Raw genomic sequence first — 22,257 nt, 5'->3', positions numbered from 1 at the left:
AAGAAGAACCGCCGGAAATAGGATTCCGGCGGTTCATTGGCGTTAAAAGATCTATAATCTTCTTACAGTTCATTCACCGAGACGGCCTCGGCCAATTTCTTCTCAGGCTTCTTCCAATACGACTCATTGCCGGGAAGATCATCAAACCAGGCTGCATCCTCTGGACATTCAAGCATCATGAACTTCCCATACTCATCATCACGGGACTGATGATACTTCAAATACGCCATTCCGTTCTCGATCGCCAATATTTCGATTTTACCGGATGTATGGCTCATCGATAAGCGAACGCGCTTGCCTAAGCCGGAAGTACGGGCCTTAGCCCCTTCCACCAGTTCATATGCCCGCCGCAGCGGAATAACAAAATCGGAATTTCCGGCAACCGGACGGTTGATGAAGAAATAATAAGGCGTTACACCTGCCCAGGACAATTTGTCGAGCAGTTCCCCAAGCACCTTCTCATCATCATTGATCCCCTTCAGGATCGGCGTCTGATTCACGACGATGGCTCCAGCCTTATGTAGCGCCTCGAAGCATTTGCGCGCTTCCGCCGTAATCTCCCGCGGATGATTAATATGCGCCATCACATAAATGCGCTTATCCGCTGAGGAAAATTCAGAGATCAATTGCAATAGATCAGGATCCTCATAGATCCTCATCGGATTGAAGACAGGGATTTTCGAGCCAAGTCGGATGATCTTCACATGTTCGATCGCCCGCAGCTGTTCGAGGATATTACGCAGCTTGGAAGTCGCGAGAATCAGACTGTCCCCGCCCGTCAATAACACATTGTTGATCTCAGGATGCCTGGAGATGTATTCAATCCCCGGTGTTACATCGGCCATCGCTTCCTTCACATCATTGCGGAACAACCGCTTGCGGAAGCAGTAGCGGCAATAAGCACCGCATACCTCAGAGACGATCAGAAGCGCCGTTGTCCGGTACTTATGCTGACAGCCAGGAACGACATAATTCGTATCCTCGTCAGAAGCATCCCAACGCCCATATTCGCGCAGTTCCCCGGTATTCGGAATAACAAGCTTACGAATGGGGTCATTTGGATCGTCCCAGTCAATCAGATTCAAATAATAATCATTCACCCGGAACACGAATTTGTCAGTAATCGGACGAAGTTGATCCCGTTCGATTTGAGACAACTGCGTCACCTTATCGATATTTGTAATGTACTTCGGGCTTGCCATACACCATCTCCTCCTTTATCTCTACAACATCGCCGATTCGTAAAGAAGAAGCCTGGAAACCAAAGATGACAGTGCAGCGCAAGGCATCACATGCCGAGTAATAACGGGTCATATCCATATAAAAAGATCCATATAGAGGTAGTTCAAAAAGTCCACTTTTGATCACGAAGTGAATCACGGAGTAACTCGGCATCGAATCTTGAATTCACCCGGGTCTTCCGGTGCTCACGTACCTACTACGTACGCTTCGCTCCTCAGACCCTAGCTTCATCCAACCTTCTCGGTGCTGAAAACCGACCTTTTTGAACACATATATTAACACAAAAAGACCCGTAGCAGGGTCATTGCAAAGCAGTATAAATGATGACCCATCCACTGCTGACGAGGTTAGCTGACGGACTCGGGAAAGATGGTTCCCTACGTGTACTATACACAACGATTCGCCCCAAAAAATGGTTCCCCCGCTTTTCGACTTTACCATTCGAAAATTAAGCGTATATTTATCGTATTACAAATGTAAGCGTGTGTCAAAACTGAGGATTCTTTGGAAGGCCTGCAATCTCATATATTTGATCCATATCCAGATGCCCTCTTACATGATCGGCAAGTCGGTCAAATGCAATCTCTCGCCTTGCGGCGGCGGAGAATGTCGCAGCCAGGGGCTCCAGCCCCTTGGCTTGCCTAATTCCATCCAACCAAGCCCGGCGATAACCATCACTATTGAATAGACCGTGCAAATACGTGCCGAACACTCGCCCATCAATGCGACAGACTCCCTCCATCCGTTCCTCTTCATCAACGCTTTGAACTAGGAATAAGGGTGCTACATCTTTCCCCCGAGAAGTGGTACTTGCCGCATCATTTGTATGTGCAACAACGTATGAGCCATAAGTAACTAGCCCAAAACCAACTTGGCTTGAGTACACCGTCTCCCCGGAGTGAATTTCGTAGCCACCAACGGGGATAACAGGCTCCATCGTATAAAGGCTAAGCGGGGCATCAGGTAGAACATGTCCTGCGGTGCGGATTGTCTTTTTGCCAGGAAGAAACGTCGTCGTCAGCGGCAGCCAGCCAAGTCCACGGGATTGCTTCACTTTGCCGGATTCAACTGCTTCTGGATCAAGGAGTACATCGCCAAGCATCTGATATCCGCCACAAATACCGACCAGTTGCGAATGAGTGCTGCTCTCCATATACTGCTCAATCGCCCCGTCCAGCCCCTGTTCTCGCAGAAATGCCAAGTCGCTAATCGTATCCTTGGAGCCTGGAAGGATGATTACATCCGGCTCTCCTAGCTCCGCTGCTCGCTGGACATAGCGCACAGACACGTCCGGCTCTGCAGCCAGCATATCGAAGTCCGTGAAATTGGAAATACGCGGATAACGAATAACGACAATATCGATATCGCGGCCCTGCTTAGGCATCGAGGCGTATGAGTCGAGAATGACTGAATCCTCGGCCTCGATCTCCAGATCCGGCAGAAAGGGCAGCACACCAAGCACGGGAATGCCTGTCCGCTGTTCTAGCCAATCCAGCCCTGGACGAAGCAGTTCCAGATCGCCTCTGAATTTATTGATAATGAAGCCCTTCACCCGGGCTCTCTCCTCGGGCTCCAGCAATTCGAGCGTCCCGACCAGAAATGCAAATACCCCGCCGCGATCGATATCGCCCACCAAAATGACCGGAGCTTCCGCCCACCCAGCCAGATTCATATTGACGATATCGCGCTGCTTCAAATTGATCTCCGCCGGACTTCCCGCACCTTCTAACACAACGAGATCATATTCATCCCTCAATCGGTTCAGAGCCTCCATCACGATCGGCTGGGCCACAGGCAGGAACTCCTCACGATATTTCATCGCGCTCAGATGCTGGTAAGGCTTGCCGTGAACGACGATCTGCGAGTGCATATCTCCTGTCGGCTTAATCAGGACGGGATTCATATCCGTCGTCGCCTCGATTCCACAGGCTTCAGCCTGCACTCCCTGGGCTCGCCCAATCTCCCGGCCATCGGCGGTGACATAAGAATTTAGCGCCATATTCTGTGATTTATAGGGAGCCGTCCTGATTCCGTCTTGAACGAAAATTCGGCATAAGGCAGTCACGATGACACTCTTGCCGACATCAGAAGCCGTACCCTGCAGCATCAGCACAGCGCCTCGATTGCTGGAGTCTACACAATTCCTCTTTGCATCTTTTTCCGTTATATCAACTTGCTCTCTTAATAAATCCTCTTGCCTCATCGATCAAACCTCCACTTCACTCATTGAAAAAGCAAGCAGGCGAGCAGTAGCAGTACCGCTTCCAGCCCTTCATTGATCGCACCATAAGTATCCCCCGTCAAGCCACCCAGTCTTGCACTCATTCGGCTGGCCATCCAGGAACCGACGCCCCAAGCGAGCAAAGGGGCGAGAACATAATAGACCATGGGGATGATCATATTCATATCTCCCCACTGCAGCACAGCAGCAAGCAGAAGCAGTCCAGCCGATAGGACAAGGGCCAATAAAGTCGCAAGCAGTGTATCCTTGCCGCTCTGTCCCCGGAATCGTCCGGCCAGGCCTTCCCCGCCGCGCGCGGTCGGCCAATGGCGCATAGCCAGCGACATGAACCAGCGGCTCCACACTGGAGCCGTCATCATTGCCGCCCCAGATACATACAATCCGCGGCTTAGGAGTGTAGCGAGCATCGACATTTTGAAGAGCAGCAGCAGCACACAGGCTAACACACCCATTGCTCCAACTCGGCTGTCCTTCATAATCTCCAGCATTTTCTCACGAGGACGGTAGCTTAGGAACGCATCCGCGGAGTCCATCCAGCCATCCAGATGCAATCCTCCAGTCAGCCAGACCCAAGCGATCAGTAGAATGACCGAGACTGGCAGCACAGGCAGCGCCAGGCTAGCCACCACGCCGATGATCCATATAACAATGCCAATCGCCGCCCCGACGAGCGGATAATATTTGGCGCTCCTCTTCAGCAACTCCGGCGTAAAATCAAGCTCGGCCCGCACCGGAAAACGCGATAGAAATTGAAAAGCGGCCAAAATTGGCCGTCCTTTTTGTCTCATAATCGATACTCCCTGCTCTTAAGTTCAATTGGAATTCCTACAGTAACGAGAAATACTTGCTGCGAAATCTCAGCCATTTTGCGATTCATGATTCCAGATAAATCCCGATAGACTCGCCCTAGACGGTATTCAGGCACGATGCCATCCCCGACCTCATTCGTTACCAGTACCAAATTACCGGAATAGGCCGAGACGACAGCAGCTAATCGCTCGATCTCGTCCAATACCTGCTGCTCCGCCTCCGGCCCCTCGCCGGACGCCAGCAATATATTAGAGAGCCATAATGTGAGACAATCCACCAGTACAACAGGTTCGTCTGCCACAGGCTCCTCGATAGAGGAAGATATACGATTGTTCGACTGAGCCAACTCGCTTAACAGCGCGGCAAGCCGCAGCGGCTCTTCCTTCGTCTCCCAAGGGAAGCCGCTGTCCACTCGGACACTCTGGTGCAGCCTGATCCGCTGACGCATCTCATCGTCGAATGCTTGTGCCGTAGCGATATAAATTCCTCGCTCCGCATGCTTCATGCACCATTTCTCGGCAAAAGAGCTCTTACCGCTCCGCGCCCCGCCAGTCACCGTAATGATCATACAGATGTCTCCGACTCATCCGCTTCTCCTGTAGAGACTCCGGCACTCTCAAAGGTCGCCATTTCCGACATTACGCGGCAAATCGCATCGATCAGATGCAGCGCCAGTACACCGCCAGTGCCTTCGCCCAGTCGCATGTCCAGATGCAGCATCGGGGCAAGCCCTAGCTCACCGAGCAACTGCTCATGCCCCTGTTCATGCGAGGCATGCGAGGCGATCATATAATGCGCAGTTTCTGGTGCAAGGCGCTTCGCGATTAATGCTGCTGCACTAGAGATAAATCCGTCAATGACGACCGGACAATGGTGAGCAGCAGCAGCCAGAATCACCCCAGTCAAGCCGGCGATTTCTAGTCCGCCGACCTTGGATAAAACATCCAACGGATCGTTTGAATCCGGCTGGTTAATATCAATTGCCTTCTGCACGACAGCAATCTTATGCTGAAGGCGTTCGTCATTGAGACCCGTTCCCCGGCCGACGCATTCCTGCGGTGATTTTCCGGTTAACACGCTCATAACTGCCGCACTGGCCGTAGTATTACCAATCCCCATTTCACCAGTGACGAACAGTCTTGACCCATTTGCTACTGAACTCTCCACCGTATCGATTCCCGCCAGCACGGCCGTTTCCGCTTCCTCACGGCTCATCGCCGGACCTTTGGCCATATTCGCTGTTCCATAGCGGATCTTCTTCATAATAAGCTCCGGGTGCGACAATTCGGCATTTACTCCGATGTCTACGCACATCACTTCGGCTCCGGCTTGACGAGCCAGTACATTCACTGCTGCTCCCCCGGCCAGGAAGTTATGTACCATCTGCGGCGTTACCTCCGCTGGAAAAGCACTGATGCCTTCCTCGCACACACCATGATCAGCGGCCATGACGATGACAGAACGCTTAGATAAATCAGGATGTACATTCCCTGTTATTCCCGCTAGCTTCACGGCCAGGTTCTCCAACTTCCCGAGACTCCCCGGCGGCTTGGTTAACTGATCGAGATGCTCTGCCGCTGCTGCTGAAGCAGCTTGGTCCGGAGCTGAGATTTTATCGATAATTTGTACGATTAAATGATTCATGTATATCCCCTTCCTGGTATGTGATGCGCAATATCACTAGTGTTGCAATATTATGCTGCAAAATATAAACTAGCGAAACGCAGTTCCACTGGTTCAGAATAATCTATCAATCAAGCCCCATCTTACTACTAGTTTCCTTACGCAGCAATAACTGCGGCTCTCCGTGATCTGGGTGCGCAACGATATGCGACTGCACCTGAAAAACAGATTCAATCAATTCAGAATTGATAATTTCCGTCGGTGAACCTTCAGCTACAATTCTGCCCTGATGAAGCACAAGCAAGCGGTCGCAATACAGAGCGGCCAGGTTGAGATCATGCATGACAGATACGACCGTCAAGCCCGCTTCACGCTGCCAGCTGGCAACCAGCTCCATGAACTGCGTCTGATGCCGGATATCCAGATAAGTCGTCGGTTCATCAAGCAGGACGATCTCAGGCTGCTGGGCCATGACTTTGCCTAGGGCAACCCGCTGCCGTTGCCCTCCGCTCAATACATGAAGCGGACGATGCGCTAAATCATTCAGCTCGAGCTTATCCATAATACCGCTCATTAGACGCTGAGCGGCTTCACTATCTTCTCTACCACGCCAATTTTGGAACGGAAACCGCCCCATCTCAATCACTTCCCGGACAGGGTATGCTACTGGTGGAAGCCCATCCTGCTGCAGAACCGCCAGCTTGCGCGACAGCTCCTTGCGCCCATATTCGGCGATCAACCTGCCATCCAGACTGATCTCGCCGCGGTTTGGCTTCTCTACTCCGGACAAGAGGCTAATCAGCGTTGATTTCCCACTGCCATTTGGACCGATAATGCCCCAGAACTGTCCGCGCTGAACCCGCCAGTTTATGTCCTTGAGTACGGACAGACTTCCATATGATTTATCTATATGCCGAACTTCAATCAACGCATCTCCACCTCTCTCTCCTTCTTCTTGCGATACAGCAAATAAGCAAAGAAAGGCGCCCCTACGAAGGCAGTGACAATTCCCAATGGTATCTCGATCGGCGCCAGCAGCGAGCGCGCTGCCAGATCGCTCCACATCATGAAGATGCCCCCGCCGAGCGCGGAGAGCGGAATAATCAGGCGATAATCAGGACCCGTAATAAGGCGAACAATATGCGGTACCACCAAACCAACAAATCCAATCACCCCGGATACCGAGACGGCCGCTGCCGTGAGCAGCGTGGCCACGAATAACACTGATAATTTGGTGAATTCCACATTGAGTCCCGTATGGGTTGCTTGCCGCTCTCCCAGTGCGAGCAAATTCAGCGTCCTGGCCCGGCTCCAGAGGTAAATAATCCCCAGCGCCAAATATGGCAACAGGATGGCCGTATACGACCATCCTCTCAAGCTTAAGGACCCCATCGTCCAATATAAAATTTCATTCACCGTCTTCTTCGACATTGCTGTCAGAAAAGATACAACCGCCCCCAGGAAGGACTGCATCACGACTCCCGATAGAATTAAATTTTCGATCGGTATTTTCCCGTTCTCCCGGGCCAGCCACATTACGATCCACAACGTTAATGAACCCGTTAAAAATGCGATAGCCGGCAGTGTGAACACTCCGATCACGGAGTACTGCCAGCCAAGGAAGATCAGTACTGCGGCCCCTAGCGCTGAACCCGATGACACGCCAAGGGTGAATGGATCGGAGAGCGGATTGCGCAGCACTCCCTGGAAAGCAGAGCCCGCTGCCGCAAGCGAAGCACCGACCAGCAGGCCAAGCATCACTCGCGGAAGGCGAACCTTCATCACAATCTGTTCAGAAGCCATGCTCCAATCCGGAGTGATATGATCGCCAATCCACGGAATATGATGCGCAAGAATGGCGATAATCTCTCCGGCAGGCAAATATACTGAGCCTACCCCGATACAGATCAAGACGGTGATTGCGAGCAAAGCAAGACCTATGATTCCGTATCCGGCCAGCTTCTTCCTCATGGCTGCATCAATTCCGGATAGATTGCTTTGGCTACTTCAATCAGTCCTTGGGTTACGCGCGGTCCCGGACGGCTGAGCAAATTGTCATCCAGTCCAATAACCTGATCATTCTTCACCGCCGTAATTTGATCCCAACCGCTGCGTTCTTTTATAATCTCGGCCAAGGTCTTGTCATTTTCAATGACGCTCTTGGCATACAGAATAACATCAGGATTTGCCTTAATAATATTCTCTTCGTTAATTTGACTCCAACCTTCTATATCGGAAGCTACGTTAGTGCCTCCGGCAAGTGTGATCATCTCGTCCATGAACTCGCCCTTACCAACCGTCCAGCCTGGCGAGAACTCGATATATACCTCTTTCTTATCTTCCTCTTTAACCGATTTAACGGCTTCAGTTACTTGATTCAGCTCATCCTGCATCTGCTTCACAACTTGCTCCGCCTCAGCCTGGTGATCCGTAATTTGTCCAATCATCTTAATATGGTCCATTACGTCAGTCACTGTCTTCGGATTGGATTTAAATACTTTAATCCCGAGATCGGTCAAGCTCTTGATCGTCTCTTCCTTGATCATCGTCCCTGTAACAACGACAAGATCCGGCTCAGCCGCTACAACGGATTCTACATTAACTTGGAAGCCGCCCATCTTCGGCTTGGACAGCGCTGCTTCCGGATAATCATCATTATCCGAGACGCCGACAATCTGCTCGTCCAGCCCGATCGCGAACAAGCCTTCCGTCTCCGATGGTGACAAGGAGACAATCTTCTGCGGAGCTGCATCAAATGTAACCTCCGTACCGAAATCATCCTTTACAGTAAGCGGGTAAGCTGTATGCTGTGCTTCTCCTGCATTTCCGCTATTGCTGCTCTGCTCAGCAGCCTGATTCGTACTATGATTTGCCGCCCCGTTCGTGGCATTATTCGTTGAATTATTGGCGCCACACCCTGCAACGACCATAATTACGAGCGTCAGCAGCGCAGCCGCCCATATTTTTCTCCAGTTCTTCAAGTTTTCCCTCTCCTTTTGAATAAGTTCTTGTACGCCATTGCTTGTGCTTTGAGTCCCGATAAAATAAAGAAAACCCAATCCGTATGGGATGGGTTACGTCTACAAAGTTATGCCTGATCCAAACAGAGCATGGAGTCTCCATACAGATGGGCAATCTTAGCTTAGCAGAACGTTATCCTTTCCTCGAAGGACCGTCTCATATACTCGCGGCAGGTCTCCTGACTTACAGGTTATGACTTGAAGCCCGCCTTCCCATCAACCTGACAGTTGACAGTGGCAAATTGGACTTCGTCCCTGTTTACAGTGGCGGGACCGCGCCGGACTCACACCGGCTTCCCTTTTCACCCGAGCGCATGGCGTATTCGCGCCAACTCAGGACCAGCAAGTATTTATTTAATGGATTAGCTTATAGCAAGGCTATCTTCTCTATTGGATTATAGGTGAAAAGGAGATTGAACACAATATCCAAAACCGTTCATTCACCGTTATCTACTGCTGCAATACTGCAATAAGATAGTCTTACCCTGTTCACTCGCTCCTGCACAGCCACACATTGCGGATAAAGGAACCTTTATGGATTTTTCCTTGATCCATGATCATAAGACCGACCTCGCGAATCTCCTCCTCAAGTGGCTCTGAAGAGACGATAACCGACCGGATGCTAATCCGCTTCAGACTAGTGAGCATTCTAATCCTTTCATCTCGCGGAAGCACCGAACAGAGATTATAAGGCATATCAAGAACAGCGGCGTCATAATGCTCATCTATATCGTTCATATCACCGATCTCTACCAAGTCTATCGAATCATAGCCAAAATGGTGCAAATTCACACGCGCTCCTTTTATCGCGAGCGGATTAATATCTCGGCCGGCGATGTCGATCCCCATCGACAATGCTTCAATCAGTACATTTCCCATGCCACAGCAGGGATCTATCATGCGAAGTCCGTCCGGCCTAGGTGCTGCAAGATTAACTAACGCACGTGCAACGGTGGTGCTCAGTCCAGTCGAGTAGTTTTGCGGCTTATGCTTATGCTCCAGCCAGACCGATTGTGCTTGATAGCAGATTCCCAGTGTCCAGCGCCCGTTGTGAGATAGCAATCCATAGATTAGCTCAGGTGTGCGCATTTCCGCCTTGCCGTGAATAAGGGCCCCGACTTGACGCTCGATTTGTCGCTGCTCATCATAGCTACGTGGATCGCCATTTTTGATATATTTTACTTTGAATGTTCTATCATTAAGTTCCAGCTCGGCAGCCTGCCGCAGCAGTTCCTCCCAAGAAACCTCGCTGATCAATACATCCATCCTCAGCGATAGATAAGGGCTGCGACTCGGATCGATCCGGATGGGTGTATCCACGAATGGATACGGTCCAACAGGATCAATGGTATATCCGAATAGTGCCTGCAGCTCCATCCTGCACAGATCACGTTCCGTCTCATGGCAGGCAAAAGGGTAAATATAGCGGCGGCTGGAACTCTCCGTTTGCTGCTTCAAATCTCTCATTCCTCTTTTGGCGAATTGAATTCCTCAGAGCACCATCATACCCCTTTTCCCCGCAAAAAGAAAAGACGGTCTAAACAGCAAATAGAGGAACCCATTTCCGTTACAATTTAATAGGGTCAAGAGACCTCATAACGTAAAGCTACGAGGTCTCTTCTTCAAATATTTGTCTATCGTCGCACAGGCGCTGAGCTGATTACGCCATAACGCCCCAGCACTTTGCGGCCGAACAGGCCAAACAGGCGGTCGGTAATAAAACCCATCAGGCCAAGGCTAATCAAGCCGACGAATATCCAGTCAGTCCGGAAGAACAAGCGTGAGTTCCAGATTAGGAAGCCTACGCCTTCATTGGATGCAATCATCTCCGCCCCAACAATCGCCATATAGGAGGTTCCCATGGCCAGGCGTACCCCGGTGAACATATACGGCGCGGTTGCCGGAATGATGACATAACGGACGATCTGCCATTCGGAAGCCCCCATACTGCGGGCCGCACGGATCTTATCCTCTTCGACGGCTAACACTCCAGTCAAGGTGTTCATAATGACGATAAACAGAGTTGCATATAAAATCAGAGCGATCTTGGACTGCTCGCCGATCCCGAACCAGACGAGGAACAAGGTAATAAAAGCGATCGGCGGAATGAATCGGATAAAGTTGAGCAACGGCTCTGCAAAGGAGCGGATTGCTGCGACCTTGCCGATGAGCAACCCTAATGGAATAGCGATGAGACTGCCCAGCGCCCAGCCGGTGAATACCCGGTAGAAGCTGATACCGATATATTGTAGAAGTGATCCATCCTGCAGCAGCTCCCGGGCCCCAGCTGCAGTATCGAGCGGACCGGGGATCACCTCCGAGCCATACAGCAGCGAACCCGCTTCCCAGGCCGCCAGAGCGAAAATCCAGATCAGCAGGAGGCTAATGCCTTTATTTCTCCATTTGCGCATATCTCCACTCCTATTCCTCGAAATGCGACTGAATCAGATTGTAATATTCATAAAATTCGGCAGCGGCCACATCGCGCGGGTAAGAGAGCGGAATTTCGTAAATCTGCGATATGTGCGAGGAGGGTCCTGGCGACATGATGCCGATCCTACCGCCAAGCAGAATCGCTTCCTGAATATCATGGGTCACGAACACGATCGTCTTGTTCGTCTGCTGCCAGATACGGACGAGTTCCTTCTGCATCGTACGGCGGGTCATCGCATCAAGCGCACCAAAGGGCTCATCCATGAGCAGAATCTCAGGATCATTAGCGAGTACGCGGGCCAACTGGACCCGCTGCTTCATCCCCCCCGACAGCTCCTTTGGGAACTTGTCACTGTGACCGCTCAATCCTACAAGTCCGGTATAGTAATCACTAATTTCCCGGCGCTTCTGCGGCGGCACCTTCTTCATCTTCAGGCCAAATTCGATGTTCTGCCGCACGGTTAACCATGGGAACAGCGAAGAATCTGCCTGTTGGAACACAACCGCGCGGTCGCGGTCCGGCTTGTGAATATCCTTGCCCCCGACCCGCAGGCTTCCTTCCGTCTTGGAGATGAATCCGGCAATCATATTGAGCAGTGTAGATTTGCCGCATCCGCTCGGGCCCAGAAGAATGAAGAACTCACCGCCGCGAATGACGAGATTTACATCCTTGATAATGTAATGAAGCTCTCCGATACCGCCCTCATTATAGCTCTTGTTCAGGCGCTCGATCGTTATGGTATGAATCGGCTTGGCTGCGGACATTTTTAAATCCCTCCTTAAGGCGTGTAAGCTTCACGATCCGGCAATGCCTCCCGTAAAAACTGCAAATCGATCTTATCCGTCAGATTGAAGTCCTGCTGAATGATGCCATTCTCGACCATATACTTCTTTTGCCTCTCCAGGCTCTCATAGGCCTGTTGCGTGAAGTTCACATCCCAGTTCGTCACCGATAGATCCTTCAGCGTCGACTCCTTGGGCTGCTTCACTTCTTTGTATAGCAGATCGGCCACCTCATCCGGATGCTCCTTGATATATCGGGAGGATTCATCAAGTGCCAACAGGAACCCCTTCACCTTATCCGGATGTTGAATAATGAGTGAATTCGGGACAATAATCTGGCTGCCAATCCGCACTTCGGTCTGTGACATATCTGTTAGCTGGTGCACTCCCTCCAACTCAGAGAATTTTTGCGTCATGGCTGAACCACTGACCCAGACCGCATCGACCTCGCCCTTCTTTAGCGCGATATAGGATTCATCCGATCCGCCCTGTCCCACCAGCTCCGTCTCCCTGATATCAACCCCGTGCTCCGCTAAATACTCATCCCATAAATAAGAAATAAAAGTGCCGCGTAGAAAGCTTAAAGTTTTACCTTTTAATTGCTCGGGCTGCTGGATCTCATCACGTACGAATAGCTTCCATTGAGCGGCATTCTTGTCGGTTGAAGTGCCAGTCGAAGCGATGATCGTATATTCTCCCTTGCTTACGGCGTTCAGAATGGGATAATCCGCCCCCCAGCCGATATCCGCCTGCTTGATGAACAATGAGTTGATTCCTTCTGCAGGTGTTGCGAAGTTAACAAGCTCAGCTTTGATTCCATACTTCTCAAGAAATCCTTGATTTACTGCTACCCGGAACACCGGATTTGTTGAAATATCAGCAATATTCAGTTTCACAGCCACCCCGTCCCCGCTCTTTCCTGAGGCTGCATCCGCCTTTGCCGCCGTTCCCCCACGATTTGAAGCGCAGCCTGCGAGCAAGGTGAGCAAGAGCAGCAGGATGAAGCTGTAGATCAAACCTGTTCCTATATTTCGTTATAACCGCATAGCCCTTCCCTCCTCATCTATTCTATATTCGGCTTCTCGTCGGTTCGGGCTACGCAGGCAGCCCCATCGCCATAGGAGATCGTTCCAGTGACTTCAACGATGGAATGAGCCCCTCTTGGCGCCGCTCCGGGCACTCTGAAATCTGCGATATCAAGCGGTGCAATCGCCTTCTCTTCCGGTCGCGGAAGCTGTGGTACCCACTCGTACGGAACACGGTAAGCCCGGTACACCATATTGGCATTTCGTGTGTTCTTATAAGGTGAAATATATTCCCATACCAATTCATGCGACCGTGTGACTTCTATAATTCGTCCGTCTGCGCCTTCCGTAATTAGCGTATTGCCGTTGGGCAGTCTTGCGCAGAGCTGATATATGGGCTGTAGAACCGATATGAATCAAGCGGCTCCTGGAATCCTGCCTCTGTTGGCGTATATTGCCAGATAATTTCCAAGCTTACCGGATCAATCTCCAGGACGCGGGAATGATCACGTACGGCGTTCTTCGCCCCGTAAGGAGAAGCTGGATTAGGGGCTCCATAGCCGGCCCAACCGCCATTGTCGAACAACAGTAGATTGCCTTCGCCGGGTAATCCGCGTGGAATCAGATGGGCATGATGCTGGCCGATGATCCAGCCTAACCCTTTAAGTTCGGGGGATGAATAATCCGGACCAAGCCGCCAGACGATTTTCCCTGTCCGCTTGTCAATGATGGCTATAATGTTGGACTCCCTTGCATCCCAGATAATATTGTCCGGATGGAAGCGTTCATCCCCTTGATCATAGAAGCGGTTAGGACCGAGTACGGACATGGAATTGATATGCATCCAGTCACCGGCATGATCGCCGAAGAAGCGGGTATTTGGGTCGCGGAACAGAACATTTCTGGCTGATTCATCAAAGCCAAGCTCTTCGAAGTGCTCATTGCAGCTCCATTCCCAGACAATATTGCCAGCATAATCGACTTCGATGATCGCATCATCTAGCAACAGCTTGTCGGAGATAGCCGGGTTATGCACATTTTTATGAACGAGGATCAACGTATTCCCATCGCTTGTCTTCGGATCGGTACCAGGCACATAATAGCCAACTGGATTCCCTTCCCGCTGGTAATCATGGTGAGCCCTGGCCATCCACTGCGGTTCATGCCCCGGGTCCTCAATCCATTCGTAGCGGTTGAAGCGCCATACGATATTCCCTTCAAAATCAACCTGGACGAGATCCGACTCATCCTGAAATCCATACTTCGGATCGCGCTCGGCAGTGCTTCCAAGCACATACCCTCCGGGCAGCAGCTTATTCGGGAACCCGCGCAGCCCCTTCCACAGATGAACCTCTCTTCCGTTCATATCGACTAGCAGTGCCCCCAGATCAGCGGCTTGATAGATCGTATATCCGCTCCAGGCCAGCTCTGGTCTATAGACCGTAGCCCCTGTCGGATAAATCGATGGGTGTCCCATATCCACACTCTCCTTACGTGATTTTTCATAGCAAAAAGGCCTCCAGATCTCTCCCCTAAGAGAGTTCCAGAAGCCTTTGGCGATCCAATCGGCTAGCTTCGTACTATTCTTTCAGTACGAGGCCAATGAAATGAAAATGATTTTTCATCATATTAAACCAACAATTCACACCTGTCAAGTATGAATTGAATTATTTATAGGTAACATGTCCGAACAGCCGCTTACCAGCCTAATTCATTAGAACGAAGCTTTAGTTTCATAATTTCCCCGGGCAAAACCTTGCTGTCCCAGAAGTCGGCATCTGGACTCATCAGCATGTTTAGCGTTGACATCACACCTCCATGGGTCACAATGAGCAGGATAGAAGGATTACCGTTCCCGCTAACCGCAAGCTCTTTTGATTTCTGGAGCAGTTCCCTTTGAAAGTCAGTGATCCTGTTTTGGAACAGCTCCCATGATTCCCCTTCAGGTGGTGTATGCAGCTTGGGATCGTCAATCCATGCACGGTAGAGTGGGTTATGCTCCAGCATTTCATAGGTTTTGCCTTCCCAAGCACCAAAGTTCATCTCTCTAAGTCTTGGATCATAGACAGCTTGTCCAGTCCAATCAGGACGAATCAATTGTAAAGTCTGGCGACAGCGCTTCAGGTCACTGCAATATACACCGGCAAAGGATTGACCAGCCAGCTTACTCCGCAGTGGAGTAAGACCAGAAGCCTCCCCGGGCAACAGCTCCTCATCGCTATGACCTTGATATTTGCGCTGCAGATTCCAGGCTGTCACCCCATGCCGGATTAGCCACCACTCCACCCCGTTATTGCTATTATTCATTGTGTCGCCCCCCCATGTTATGCCTGTGATGGAGCAGCCGCCAGTGAAGTGGTTAAGAAATCCGCTAAATAATTGAGCATTTCCTCGGAATCGACCTTACTCTCTGTCTTGTATATTTCGTTGCGCGCAGCAATTCTCTGTGTCGTTCCCATCATAATATGCGACAGGATTTGCGCCATCATCGGGGGATTTGTCTCCGCTCGAATCGATCCGTCAACCCGTCCTTCTTCAATAATATGTTCAATCAAGTCGATTCCCTGCTTCGTGAAGCTCTGATACCGTTCCTCCAGCTCCGGCGTTGGATAAGAGGACTGATAGAATTGGTCGAACATCGCAGCGAAGCGGAAATAATCCGGACGGGTCTGATACATACGGACAAAGGTTGCGAAATAATCATGTAGCTTCTCCAGTCCATTTTTACCTTTAAGCTTCTCACCTAGCAGATCGCTCATCTCATTCAAAATTCTGATCTGAATATCAAATACAATCTCATGAATCGAGCTGTAATATTTGTACAAGGTTACCCGGCTAATCTCCGCCTTCTTGACGATATCGACAATGGTGATAGAAATCAGCCCGTTCTCTAATACAAGCTCATAAGCAGCATTCATAATTTGTTCCCGCCGCGACTGACGCATCAAATCCAATTCCTGCTCCCATTTCGTACTCAAATGAATTCACTCCTATCCATCACGCTACGTGTTTATATTCGATGTTCATAGTGTTTCCATCACGTAAACAACCTTTATGCTGCCTAGCTTACTCTATCCAGCACCTGAAATCAACAGCTATTGCGACAGATCTAATATCCATACTGGTAAGCAGAAATTTAGATAGGGTTGACACTATGTTAACACCATAATATGATTACAATATAGGGGTTACACAATGTAAATATACTTTATTCGATGTATCCCCTTGTTCAGAGTATTCAGTATTTTAATGCCACACTTATGGACTTATCACATCAATCTTTTTGAATGAATGATTATGGACAATGGAGGAGAATTTCATGAAAAAGGTAACAGCCGTACTTATCGGAGCTGGAAATCGTGGCGCCCTAGCCTACGCCACCTACGCATTGGAACACCCGGAAGAGCTTCAATTCGTCGCTATAGCGGAACCGGATCAAGGGCGAAGGGAAGCCTTTCAAAAAGCCCATAACCTCCCGGACTCCGCCTGCTATACCTCGTGGGAGGAGATGCTGCAAGAACCAAAGCTGGCCGATGCTGCCCTGATCTGTACCCAGGATCAATACCATTTCGATCCGGCGATCAAAGCCTTTGAAACCGGATATCATATCCTTCTTGAGAAGCCGATGTCGACGGACCCTGTCGAAGTCGTAAAGTTAGGGCAGCATGCTGTAAAATACGAACGCATATTCAACATCTGTCACGTGCTCCGCTATACGGAGTTTTTCGGGACGCTCAAAAAAATTATCGAGGACAAAAAAATCGGCGAGCTCGTCTCCATCCAGCATAATGAGAATGTAGCCTATTGGCATCAGGCTCATAGCTATGTCCGCGGCAATTGGAGAAATTCCCGTGAGTCAAGTCCAATGATCCTGGCCAAATCATGTCATGACATGGATATTTTGCTGTGGCTGGCCGGAAGCGATTGCAGAAGCATTTCTTCCTTCGGCTCCCTGTCCCATTTCAAGGCCGAGAATGCGCCGCCTCAAGCTGCTGACCGCTGTACAGACAACTGTCCTCATGCTGAGGAATGCCCGTTCTTTGCCCCAAGATTTTATCTTGCTAACGAAGGCTGGCGTTATGCGCTAACCAATGATGTGAGCGAGGAGGGGACGATGAAGGCCCTCCGGGAAGGACCATACGGCCGCTGCGTTTATAAGTGCGACAATGATGTTGTCGACCATCAAGTGGTCAATATTGAATTCGAGAACAACGTTACAGCAGCCTTTACAATGTGCGCGTTCACGAATGAATACGCCAGAACGATCAAGCTCATGGGTACTCGCGGCGAGGTGAAGGGCATTATGTCCTTCAATAAATGTGAGATTGAAATCACCGATTTCCTCACTGGAAAAAAAGAACTGATCTCTATGGAATCAGGCGTCGACGATCATGGCGGCGGCGACAGCGCGCTGATTGGCAACTTCGCCAATCTGGTACGCGAAGAACGTGTCCATGAAGGCCTGTCCTCAGCCAGCGTCTCCGTACAGAGCCATTTGATGTCCTTCGCGGCGGAGAAATCCCGGCTGGAAAATCAAGTTGTTGTGTTTAAAGACTACGCGGAAGAGATCAAGTCCAGAATCTAGTATTTTAATAAATAGCACAAGGGAAGGACAGCGTAGAACCCCGCTGTCCTTCCCTTTGTTTTGCTGCCCCTTCAGGGTTTAGCTCTCAACGATCGATAAGACAATGTGTAGCCTTCGTTTTAGCGATTTAGAAAAAATCCACGATTTTAATCAAGATTCATCATTCGATAAATCATCGCTGCCGCCTCCGCCCGTGTCGCCTGCATGGCTGGTGCAAACCGCCCCTGTTTGCGCCCGTGCACGAGACCAAGCTCAGAGGCTGCCTTGACTGCATCAAGAGCCCATTGGGCAATAGATTGCTCGTCAATATATGGGACGGTTATTCCGGTCACCGGAAGCTCCTGATGCTGTAAATAATACGCCCGCATCAGCATGACTGCCATTTCCTGACGCGTAATGTCCCGGTCGGGAGCAAATTCTGAGGCGCTTACCCCTAATACAAGGCCCTCCTGGACAGCCGCCTGGACATAACCCCCATACCATGCCTCAGGATCGACATCCTTGAACCCGGTAGCTTTACTTTCAGGCAGTTCCAGAGCTCTTGCCAGGAGAACGGTAAATTCGGCACGGGTAATAGAACGGCCCGGCTCAAAATGGCCCTCCTGCACTCCTTGAAGGATTCCTCTGGATTCCAGATAGGCAATCATCTCGTAAGCCCAATAGTTCTCTGGTACATCTGCAAAGGAAGCAGCTGCGACAAAAGCGCCATAACTTCCAGACCGGAAAATATCAGTGGATATTCCGTTCTCGCTGTAACGCAAATCGGACAGCCTGGTCAGCTTCCCATCCTGAATCGTGTATATAAATGCCGATTTCTTCACTCCCGCTTGAAGCATAAAATGCAATTTAACCGCTTCTTTCCAAGCTGTCAAATCCTTGACTAAGCCGTTCGCCTCGACAGAGACTCCCAACTGCAGCAAGTTCCCTACTGAATGAGCAGGAACACTTCTGGCATCGATCGCCTCAAAAAACCGTTCCCGGGATAATGAAGTCAGCTTTAATATTACCTTCGCTGAAGTCGCTCCACCATCGAATGCCGACTCAATCCATTGGGCAAAAACCTGTCCCGGAATGTCCAGTTCAGTCCTGTCCCATTGTATTGTCAACGTTTCTGTTCCCAATTGCTTAAGAGCAGCCGCTGTTAATACCATCGCTTCGGCATTCTCCCTCATTTTCACCTTCAATTTACCATTATCTGGCGCAACAATATCCTTGGCTTCAACGATCTGGTAGTTCACTGGTGTCGGCTGCAATGGTCCGTTCTTCTGCGGATTTGTGGCGCCTGGATCCGTAATGCCCGTGTCTCCGCTGCCTCCTGCGCCGCTTCCGCCTCCTTGCTCCGGAGGAATAACCGTATTTCTCGTTTTAAAAGAGAGCACGCCGCCCGTGTTGTCTTGTTCCTTGCCGTTGCTCTTTTTCATAGCAATGACCTTCCAGTAGTAGGTCTTGCCTGGAGATAGAGCGGACACCACTGCGGATGTATTCTCTGTCGTATGGTTCCATATGACAGGCTGAAGCGAGGAATTCTCCGAGATCATCACGCGATAGCTGTCTGACCCGGCCGACGGTTCCCATCGAAGCGAAACCTTCGAGGCATCAACTTCTAGCGCCCCGTCAGCAGGCTCGATAATACTGAATGGCCCAGGTTGGGCAGAAATATCTGTACCTGCCGGGAAGATCGATACCGCCTGCCCTGGCAGCAGCGTCAGTCTGACCGAACCTTCATGGACAGGAAGCTCTTGCTCGATTAAATTGAGCCCATCTATTCCGATCGAATAGACGTCAATCGATGCTGTCCCTTTCCATTGAACTGGCAGCTTCCAGGTTTTATTCTCATAACCGTTCTTGCTGTAAGCGATAATCTCCTGATAATCGTCCTCATTCCACAGAGCCGGGAAGAACACATCCCCACCATCCCGAAGCGTCTCTCCTTCCTGCTCTATAAGCAGGCTCCCATCGCTTTGCTTGCGGCTGGTTACCCCTTCCGAGAAAGTTATGATTCCGTTCTGGTCAGAGACCCGGTTCAGACGATTCAGATAATAGGATGGAAGAGTCTTTAATGCAAAATCATCGATGAATCCCTGTAATGTCTCACGGTCGGCCTTAATGATCGATTCTCCTAGCATCCCTGTACCTAGCCGCTCATCGCCTCCGTCGCCTCCAGTATAGATCGAAGCAGGGATCTTGAACTGCTCCGAGGCGCTCCAGCGGATATGCCAGGCCATAGGCTGCAGGCCGATCAACGGATCAACCCGATAATTCTTATCAAATTCAGCGGTTACGTCTACCCCTTTGTCTCGGAAATACCGAATAATCTTCTTCTGCGTCTCGGCTTCCTGCTGCGAAGTTATTCTGTGATACGGGCTGATGAACCCGGCCTCAAGCTTGGGAATATTCTGATGGAAGGCGTCGATATGAATCGTTCCGGCTCGCTGAATCGGCAGCAATTCAAGCAGCTTGTCGATTCTTTGGATGGTCAGCCCTTCCTCCCACTCCCGGGTATAACTGATCGGATATCCCCAGACATACTTCCGCAAGCTACCGTCATTTTCCCTGGCAATGACATCCTTCGCCAGATACGTATCCCAGAGCGGACTTTCGGAACTGGCATCAAGCATATTGATGTGAAGACTTATAGTTGTGTTATATTTAAACGCTTCATCCATTAGCCATTTCAAGCTGTCCTCAGCTCTTTCATCCTGTTCACGCTTCAGTTTAGGATTAACCACATCCAATGCCGGATAACCGGTATCATGTCCATCGAACTGCCAGCCGACAAGATAAATGATTTTGGGAATCCCTCGCGTCAGACTGTCAATCTTCTTGACCGTTGCCAGAGCCTGCTCGAACGTCATGCGGACTGTACCATTATTCTCAGCCATAAACATCTTCATCGTCAGAGTCTGATGATACGCATGCTGAAAAGGCTGATCTGCGGCAAATTGAACGGTAATCGGCACCTCTGCAGTCCTGGTGACGCCGCCCAACGTAACGGTTGCCGTTATGGTCGCGGTTCCCGCCGAGTTCAGCTTCGTCCCTGCCCTTACCTCCGCTCCGGATTCAGTCGGTTGGACTGATGCAAGCACATTCGGATTACTGAGCGAATATTTGACATAGGCATGCTTCAAATCGGCATCTGATCCGTCGCTTAATCGGCCACTCAGCCGCAAATGGGCCAGACCATCCAGATTCAAGCTTGCATGGTCGCTGGTTAAACTGACGGACTCCAGCCTTTTGCCTTCTCCAACGATGGCCTTGGCCAGAAAAGAGAGCACCGACTCATGCAGTTCGGCGGCGGCCTGATTGACGGTGTATTGGCTGGCAGCATCATCCGTATATATCGCCTTGGCCTTAGCAATAGCTCGTCCCAGCTCTTCCTTGCTGCCCGGAGGATATTGCCCGGGCTCCGTCCCTTCAACGGCGTTGTCATAATAAGCCTGCGCATTAGCCAATTCGCTCTCCAGTGCCGTCTTGTTGGCCGATTCTGCAGGCTGGGCTCCCGGCACTAGCACCTGCAGCGGAGCAGTTTCTGCTGTTGTGCCGTCAGCCAGCTTGGTTACCGCCAATACCAATGTCACTGTGACATCGGTGGAGACCGGGAAGATCTGGGCATCCGTCGGAATAATGTCCTCGCGGTCCGAAGCTGCTATAGCCACGGTAAATCCGTCTGGAACATAAGGAAGCCGCAATAAGGTCTGCCCTTTCTCCGGCGGGGCAATGCTTCGAATCGAGGAGGCAACCGATTCCGCTGTCTGGTCTTCCGGGTCTCCATTGATCAGCTTCGCATCCGCCCAATCGGCATAGGATGTAGTCTGCGGATTGGAGCCCGCAGCATACCCTGTCACTTCCAGAGACAGCTCGAGGATCCCTGATACGTCGACATCGATTTTTAATGGAGGGGTGTACGGCTTCGCGGTAAAATGTGGACTTTCGTACAGCTTGTCTCCGTCCCCATATACAGCAAACACGACATTTGTAGGAAGCTTGCTGTTGTTAAGCGCTTCATCGTCAATGCCAATTACCGAGGTAAGACGGTTGTAATCCCCGTTAATTTGGTAAGTCATTTTTGAATCGGCATGAGTCCCGAGTCCTTTGTCATACGTGACCCCTTCCATTTTCATTTTCTGGCCTGTTAGGCTTGCAGCAGCAATCTGGTCCTTCTGTGTCTTTACTTTGCCATGTTTAACTGAGGTCCAATCTAAATCGCTAATATAGATTTCTCCATACGATGCCGGTTCCGCTTCGGCAAATGCATGACGGCCTGAGCCTGTAATTCCCAGACTCGTTAATGCCAGAATAATCGCCAAACTCCCCGAAATACTTCTCCATATTCTCTTCATTGTTCCTGAGTACCCCCCATCGTAATTAAGTATTACGCTATTAAACTATCATAGGGGTATGCGCTTACATAGTGACTCGAATCTACAATAATAAGGGGCCATTTCTACACAATTAAGAGGAACGCCTGCACTTGGCACGCCGGGCAGCATACTA

General features: G+C 50.4%; 16 protein-coding genes, 1 pseudogene and 2 riboswitches. Of the genes and pseudogenes, 1 reads left to right on the top strand and 16 read right to left on the bottom strand.

Features of this window, described 5'->3' with window-relative positions:
• Positions 1-62: 62 nt before the first annotated feature.
• The 15 genes and pseudogenes from ABD014_RS06730 to ABD014_RS06660 form a co-directional block, all read right to left on the bottom strand.
• On the bottom strand, positions 63-1,202 hold the full coding sequence (locus tag ABD014_RS06730) for a KamA family radical SAM protein (protein ID WP_343859043.1): 1,140 nt from the start codon (positions 1,200-1,202) through the stop codon (positions 63-65).
• A gap of 361 nt (positions 1,203-1,563) precedes the next feature.
• Positions 1,564-1,707, bottom strand: a riboswitch (cyclic di-AMP (ydaO/yuaA leader).
• A gap of 22 nt (positions 1,708-1,729) precedes the next feature.
• The gene (locus ABD014_RS06725; protein WP_343859712.1) at positions 1,730-3,349 is read right to left on the bottom strand and encodes a cobyric acid synthase; all 1,620 of its coding nucleotides are present in this window, start codon (positions 3,347-3,349) and stop codon (positions 1,730-1,732) included.
• Between the two features lie 116 nt (positions 3,350-3,465).
• Positions 3,466-4,272: an adenosylcobinamide-GDP ribazoletransferase gene (gene cobS / locus ABD014_RS06720; RefSeq protein WP_343859040.1), complete on the bottom strand. Its 807-nt coding sequence runs from the start codon at positions 4,270-4,272 to the stop codon at positions 3,466-3,468.
• The gene (gene cobU, locus ABD014_RS06715; RefSeq protein WP_343859038.1) at positions 4,269-4,862 is read right to left on the bottom strand and encodes a bifunctional adenosylcobinamide kinase/adenosylcobinamide-phosphate guanylyltransferase; all 594 of its coding nucleotides are present in this window, start codon (positions 4,860-4,862) and stop codon (positions 4,269-4,271) included. Before cobU ends, cobS begins: the two co-directional genes overlap by 4 nt.
• Positions 4,859-5,938 (bottom strand): nicotinate-nucleotide--dimethylbenzimidazole phosphoribosyltransferase, encoded by a 1,080-nt coding sequence (gene cobT / locus ABD014_RS06710; RefSeq protein ID WP_343859036.1) that lies wholly within the window; start codon positions 5,936-5,938, stop codon positions 4,859-4,861. Before cobT ends, cobU begins: the two co-directional genes overlap by 4 nt.
• Positions 5,939-6,044: 106 nt before the next feature.
• Positions 6,045-6,845: an ABC transporter ATP-binding protein gene (locus tag ABD014_RS06705; RefSeq protein ID WP_343859034.1), complete on the bottom strand. Its 801-nt coding sequence runs from the start codon at positions 6,843-6,845 to the stop codon at positions 6,045-6,047.
• Positions 6,842-7,888: a FecCD family ABC transporter permease gene (locus tag ABD014_RS06700; protein ID WP_343859032.1), complete on the bottom strand. Its 1,047-nt coding sequence runs from the start codon at positions 7,886-7,888 to the stop codon at positions 6,842-6,844. The genes ABD014_RS06705 and ABD014_RS06700 overlap by 4 nt, the downstream gene beginning before the upstream one ends.
• Complete coding sequence (locus tag ABD014_RS06695) at positions 7,885-8,898, bottom strand: ABC transporter substrate-binding protein (protein ID WP_343859030.1); 1,014 nt, start codon at positions 8,896-8,898, stop codon at positions 7,885-7,887. Before ABD014_RS06695 ends, ABD014_RS06700 begins: the two co-directional genes overlap by 4 nt.
• A gap of 191 nt (positions 8,899-9,089) precedes the next feature.
• A riboswitch (cobalamin riboswitch) is annotated at positions 9,090-9,297 on the bottom strand.
• Positions 9,298-9,426: 129 nt separating this feature from the next.
• On the bottom strand, positions 9,427-10,404 hold the full coding sequence (locus ABD014_RS06690) for a TRM11 family SAM-dependent methyltransferase (RefSeq protein ID WP_379337868.1): 978 nt from the start codon (positions 10,402-10,404) through the stop codon (positions 9,427-9,429).
• A 167-nt stretch (positions 10,405-10,571) separates the two neighbouring features.
• Positions 10,572-11,348, bottom strand: a complete 777-nt coding sequence (locus ABD014_RS06685) for an ABC transporter permease (RefSeq protein WP_343859025.1) — start codon at positions 11,346-11,348, stop codon at positions 10,572-10,574.
• Positions 11,349-11,358: 10 nt separating this feature from the next.
• On the bottom strand, positions 11,359-12,135 hold the full coding sequence (locus ABD014_RS06680; RefSeq protein WP_343859022.1) for an ABC transporter ATP-binding protein: 777 nt from the start codon (positions 12,133-12,135) through the stop codon (positions 11,359-11,361).
• Positions 12,136-12,149: 14 nt separating this feature from the next.
• On the bottom strand, positions 12,150-13,169 hold the full coding sequence (locus ABD014_RS06675; RefSeq protein ID WP_343859019.1) for an ABC transporter substrate-binding protein: 1,020 nt from the start codon (positions 13,167-13,169) through the stop codon (positions 12,150-12,152).
• Between the two features lie 47 nt (positions 13,170-13,216).
• Positions 13,217-14,655: pseudogene (locus ABD014_RS06670) on the bottom strand (aryl-sulfate sulfotransferase).
• Between the two features lie 221 nt (positions 14,656-14,876).
• The gene (locus tag ABD014_RS06665; RefSeq protein WP_343859016.1) at positions 14,877-15,485 is read right to left on the bottom strand and encodes a histidine phosphatase family protein; all 609 of its coding nucleotides are present in this window, start codon (positions 15,483-15,485) and stop codon (positions 14,877-14,879) included.
• Between the two features lie 17 nt (positions 15,486-15,502).
• Positions 15,503-16,156, bottom strand: a complete 654-nt coding sequence (locus ABD014_RS06660; RefSeq protein ID WP_343859013.1) for a TetR/AcrR family transcriptional regulator — start codon at positions 16,154-16,156, stop codon at positions 15,503-15,505.
• A 341-nt stretch (positions 16,157-16,497) separates the two neighbouring features.
• Here ABD014_RS06660 and ABD014_RS06655 point away from each other — a divergent pair, with 341 nt between their 5' ends.
• A complete protein-coding gene (locus ABD014_RS06655) occupies positions 16,498-17,763 on the top strand; it encodes a Gfo/Idh/MocA family protein (protein WP_343859011.1) in 1,266 nt (421 codons plus the stop codon).
• 146 nt (positions 17,764-17,909) lie between these two features.
• On the opposite strand, the gene ABD014_RS06650 is transcribed toward ABD014_RS06655, so the two are convergent.
• Complete coding sequence (locus ABD014_RS06650; protein WP_343859008.1) at positions 17,910-22,103, bottom strand: NPCBM/NEW2 domain-containing protein; 4,194 nt, start codon at positions 22,101-22,103, stop codon at positions 17,910-17,912.
• Positions 22,104-22,257 lie beyond the last annotated feature (154 nt).

It is taken from the genome of Paenibacillus motobuensis (genome assembly GCF_039521865.1).
Classification (GTDB): domain Bacteria; phylum Bacillota; class Bacilli; order Paenibacillales; family Paenibacillaceae; genus Fontibacillus; species Fontibacillus motobuensis.
Note: the sequence above shows the minus strand (reverse complement) of the source record. Positions and strands in the feature narration are given on the sequence as shown.

Excerpts from the sequence above, each read along its gene's own strand:
- ABD014_RS06690 (WP_379337868.1), bottom strand. The coding sequence starts at position 10,404 with ATGAGAGATTTGAAGCAGCAAACGGAGAGTTCCAGCCGCCGCTATATT.
- ABD014_RS06685 (WP_343859025.1), bottom strand. The coding sequence starts at position 11,348 with ATGCGCAAATGGAGAAATAAAGGCATTAGCCTCCTGCTGATCTGGATT.
- ABD014_RS06650 (WP_343859008.1), bottom strand. The coding sequence starts at position 22,103 with ATGAAGAGAATATGGAGAAGTATTTCGGGGAGTTTGGCGATTATTCTG.
- cobT (WP_343859036.1), bottom strand. The coding sequence starts at position 5,938 with ATGAATCATTTAATCGTACAAATTATCGATAAAATCTCAGCTCCGGAC.
- cobS (WP_343859040.1), bottom strand. The coding sequence starts at position 4,272 with ATGAGACAAAAAGGACGGCCAATTTTGGCCGCTTTTCAATTTCTATCG.
- cobU (WP_343859038.1), bottom strand. The coding sequence starts at position 4,862 with ATGATCATTACGGTGACTGGCGGGGCGCGGAGCGGTAAGAGCTCTTTT.
- ABD014_RS06665 (WP_343859016.1), bottom strand. The coding sequence starts at position 15,485 with ATGAATAATAGCAATAACGGGGTGGAGTGGTGGCTAATCCGGCATGGG.
- ABD014_RS06730 (WP_343859043.1), bottom strand. The coding sequence starts at position 1,202 with ATGGCAAGCCCGAAGTACATTACAAATATCGATAAGGTGACGCAGTTG.
- ABD014_RS06680 (WP_343859022.1), bottom strand. The coding sequence starts at position 12,135 with ATGTCCGCAGCCAAGCCGATTCATACCATAACGATCGAGCGCCTGAAC.
- ABD014_RS06725 (WP_343859712.1), bottom strand. The coding sequence starts at position 3,349 with ATGCTGCAGGGTACGGCTTCTGATGTCGGCAAGAGTGTCATCGTGACT.
- ABD014_RS06655 (WP_343859011.1), top strand. The coding sequence starts at position 16,498 with ATGAAAAAGGTAACAGCCGTACTTATCGGAGCTGGAAATCGTGGCGCC.
- ABD014_RS06700 (WP_343859032.1), bottom strand. The coding sequence starts at position 7,888 with ATGAGGAAGAAGCTGGCCGGATACGGAATCATAGGTCTTGCTTTGCTC.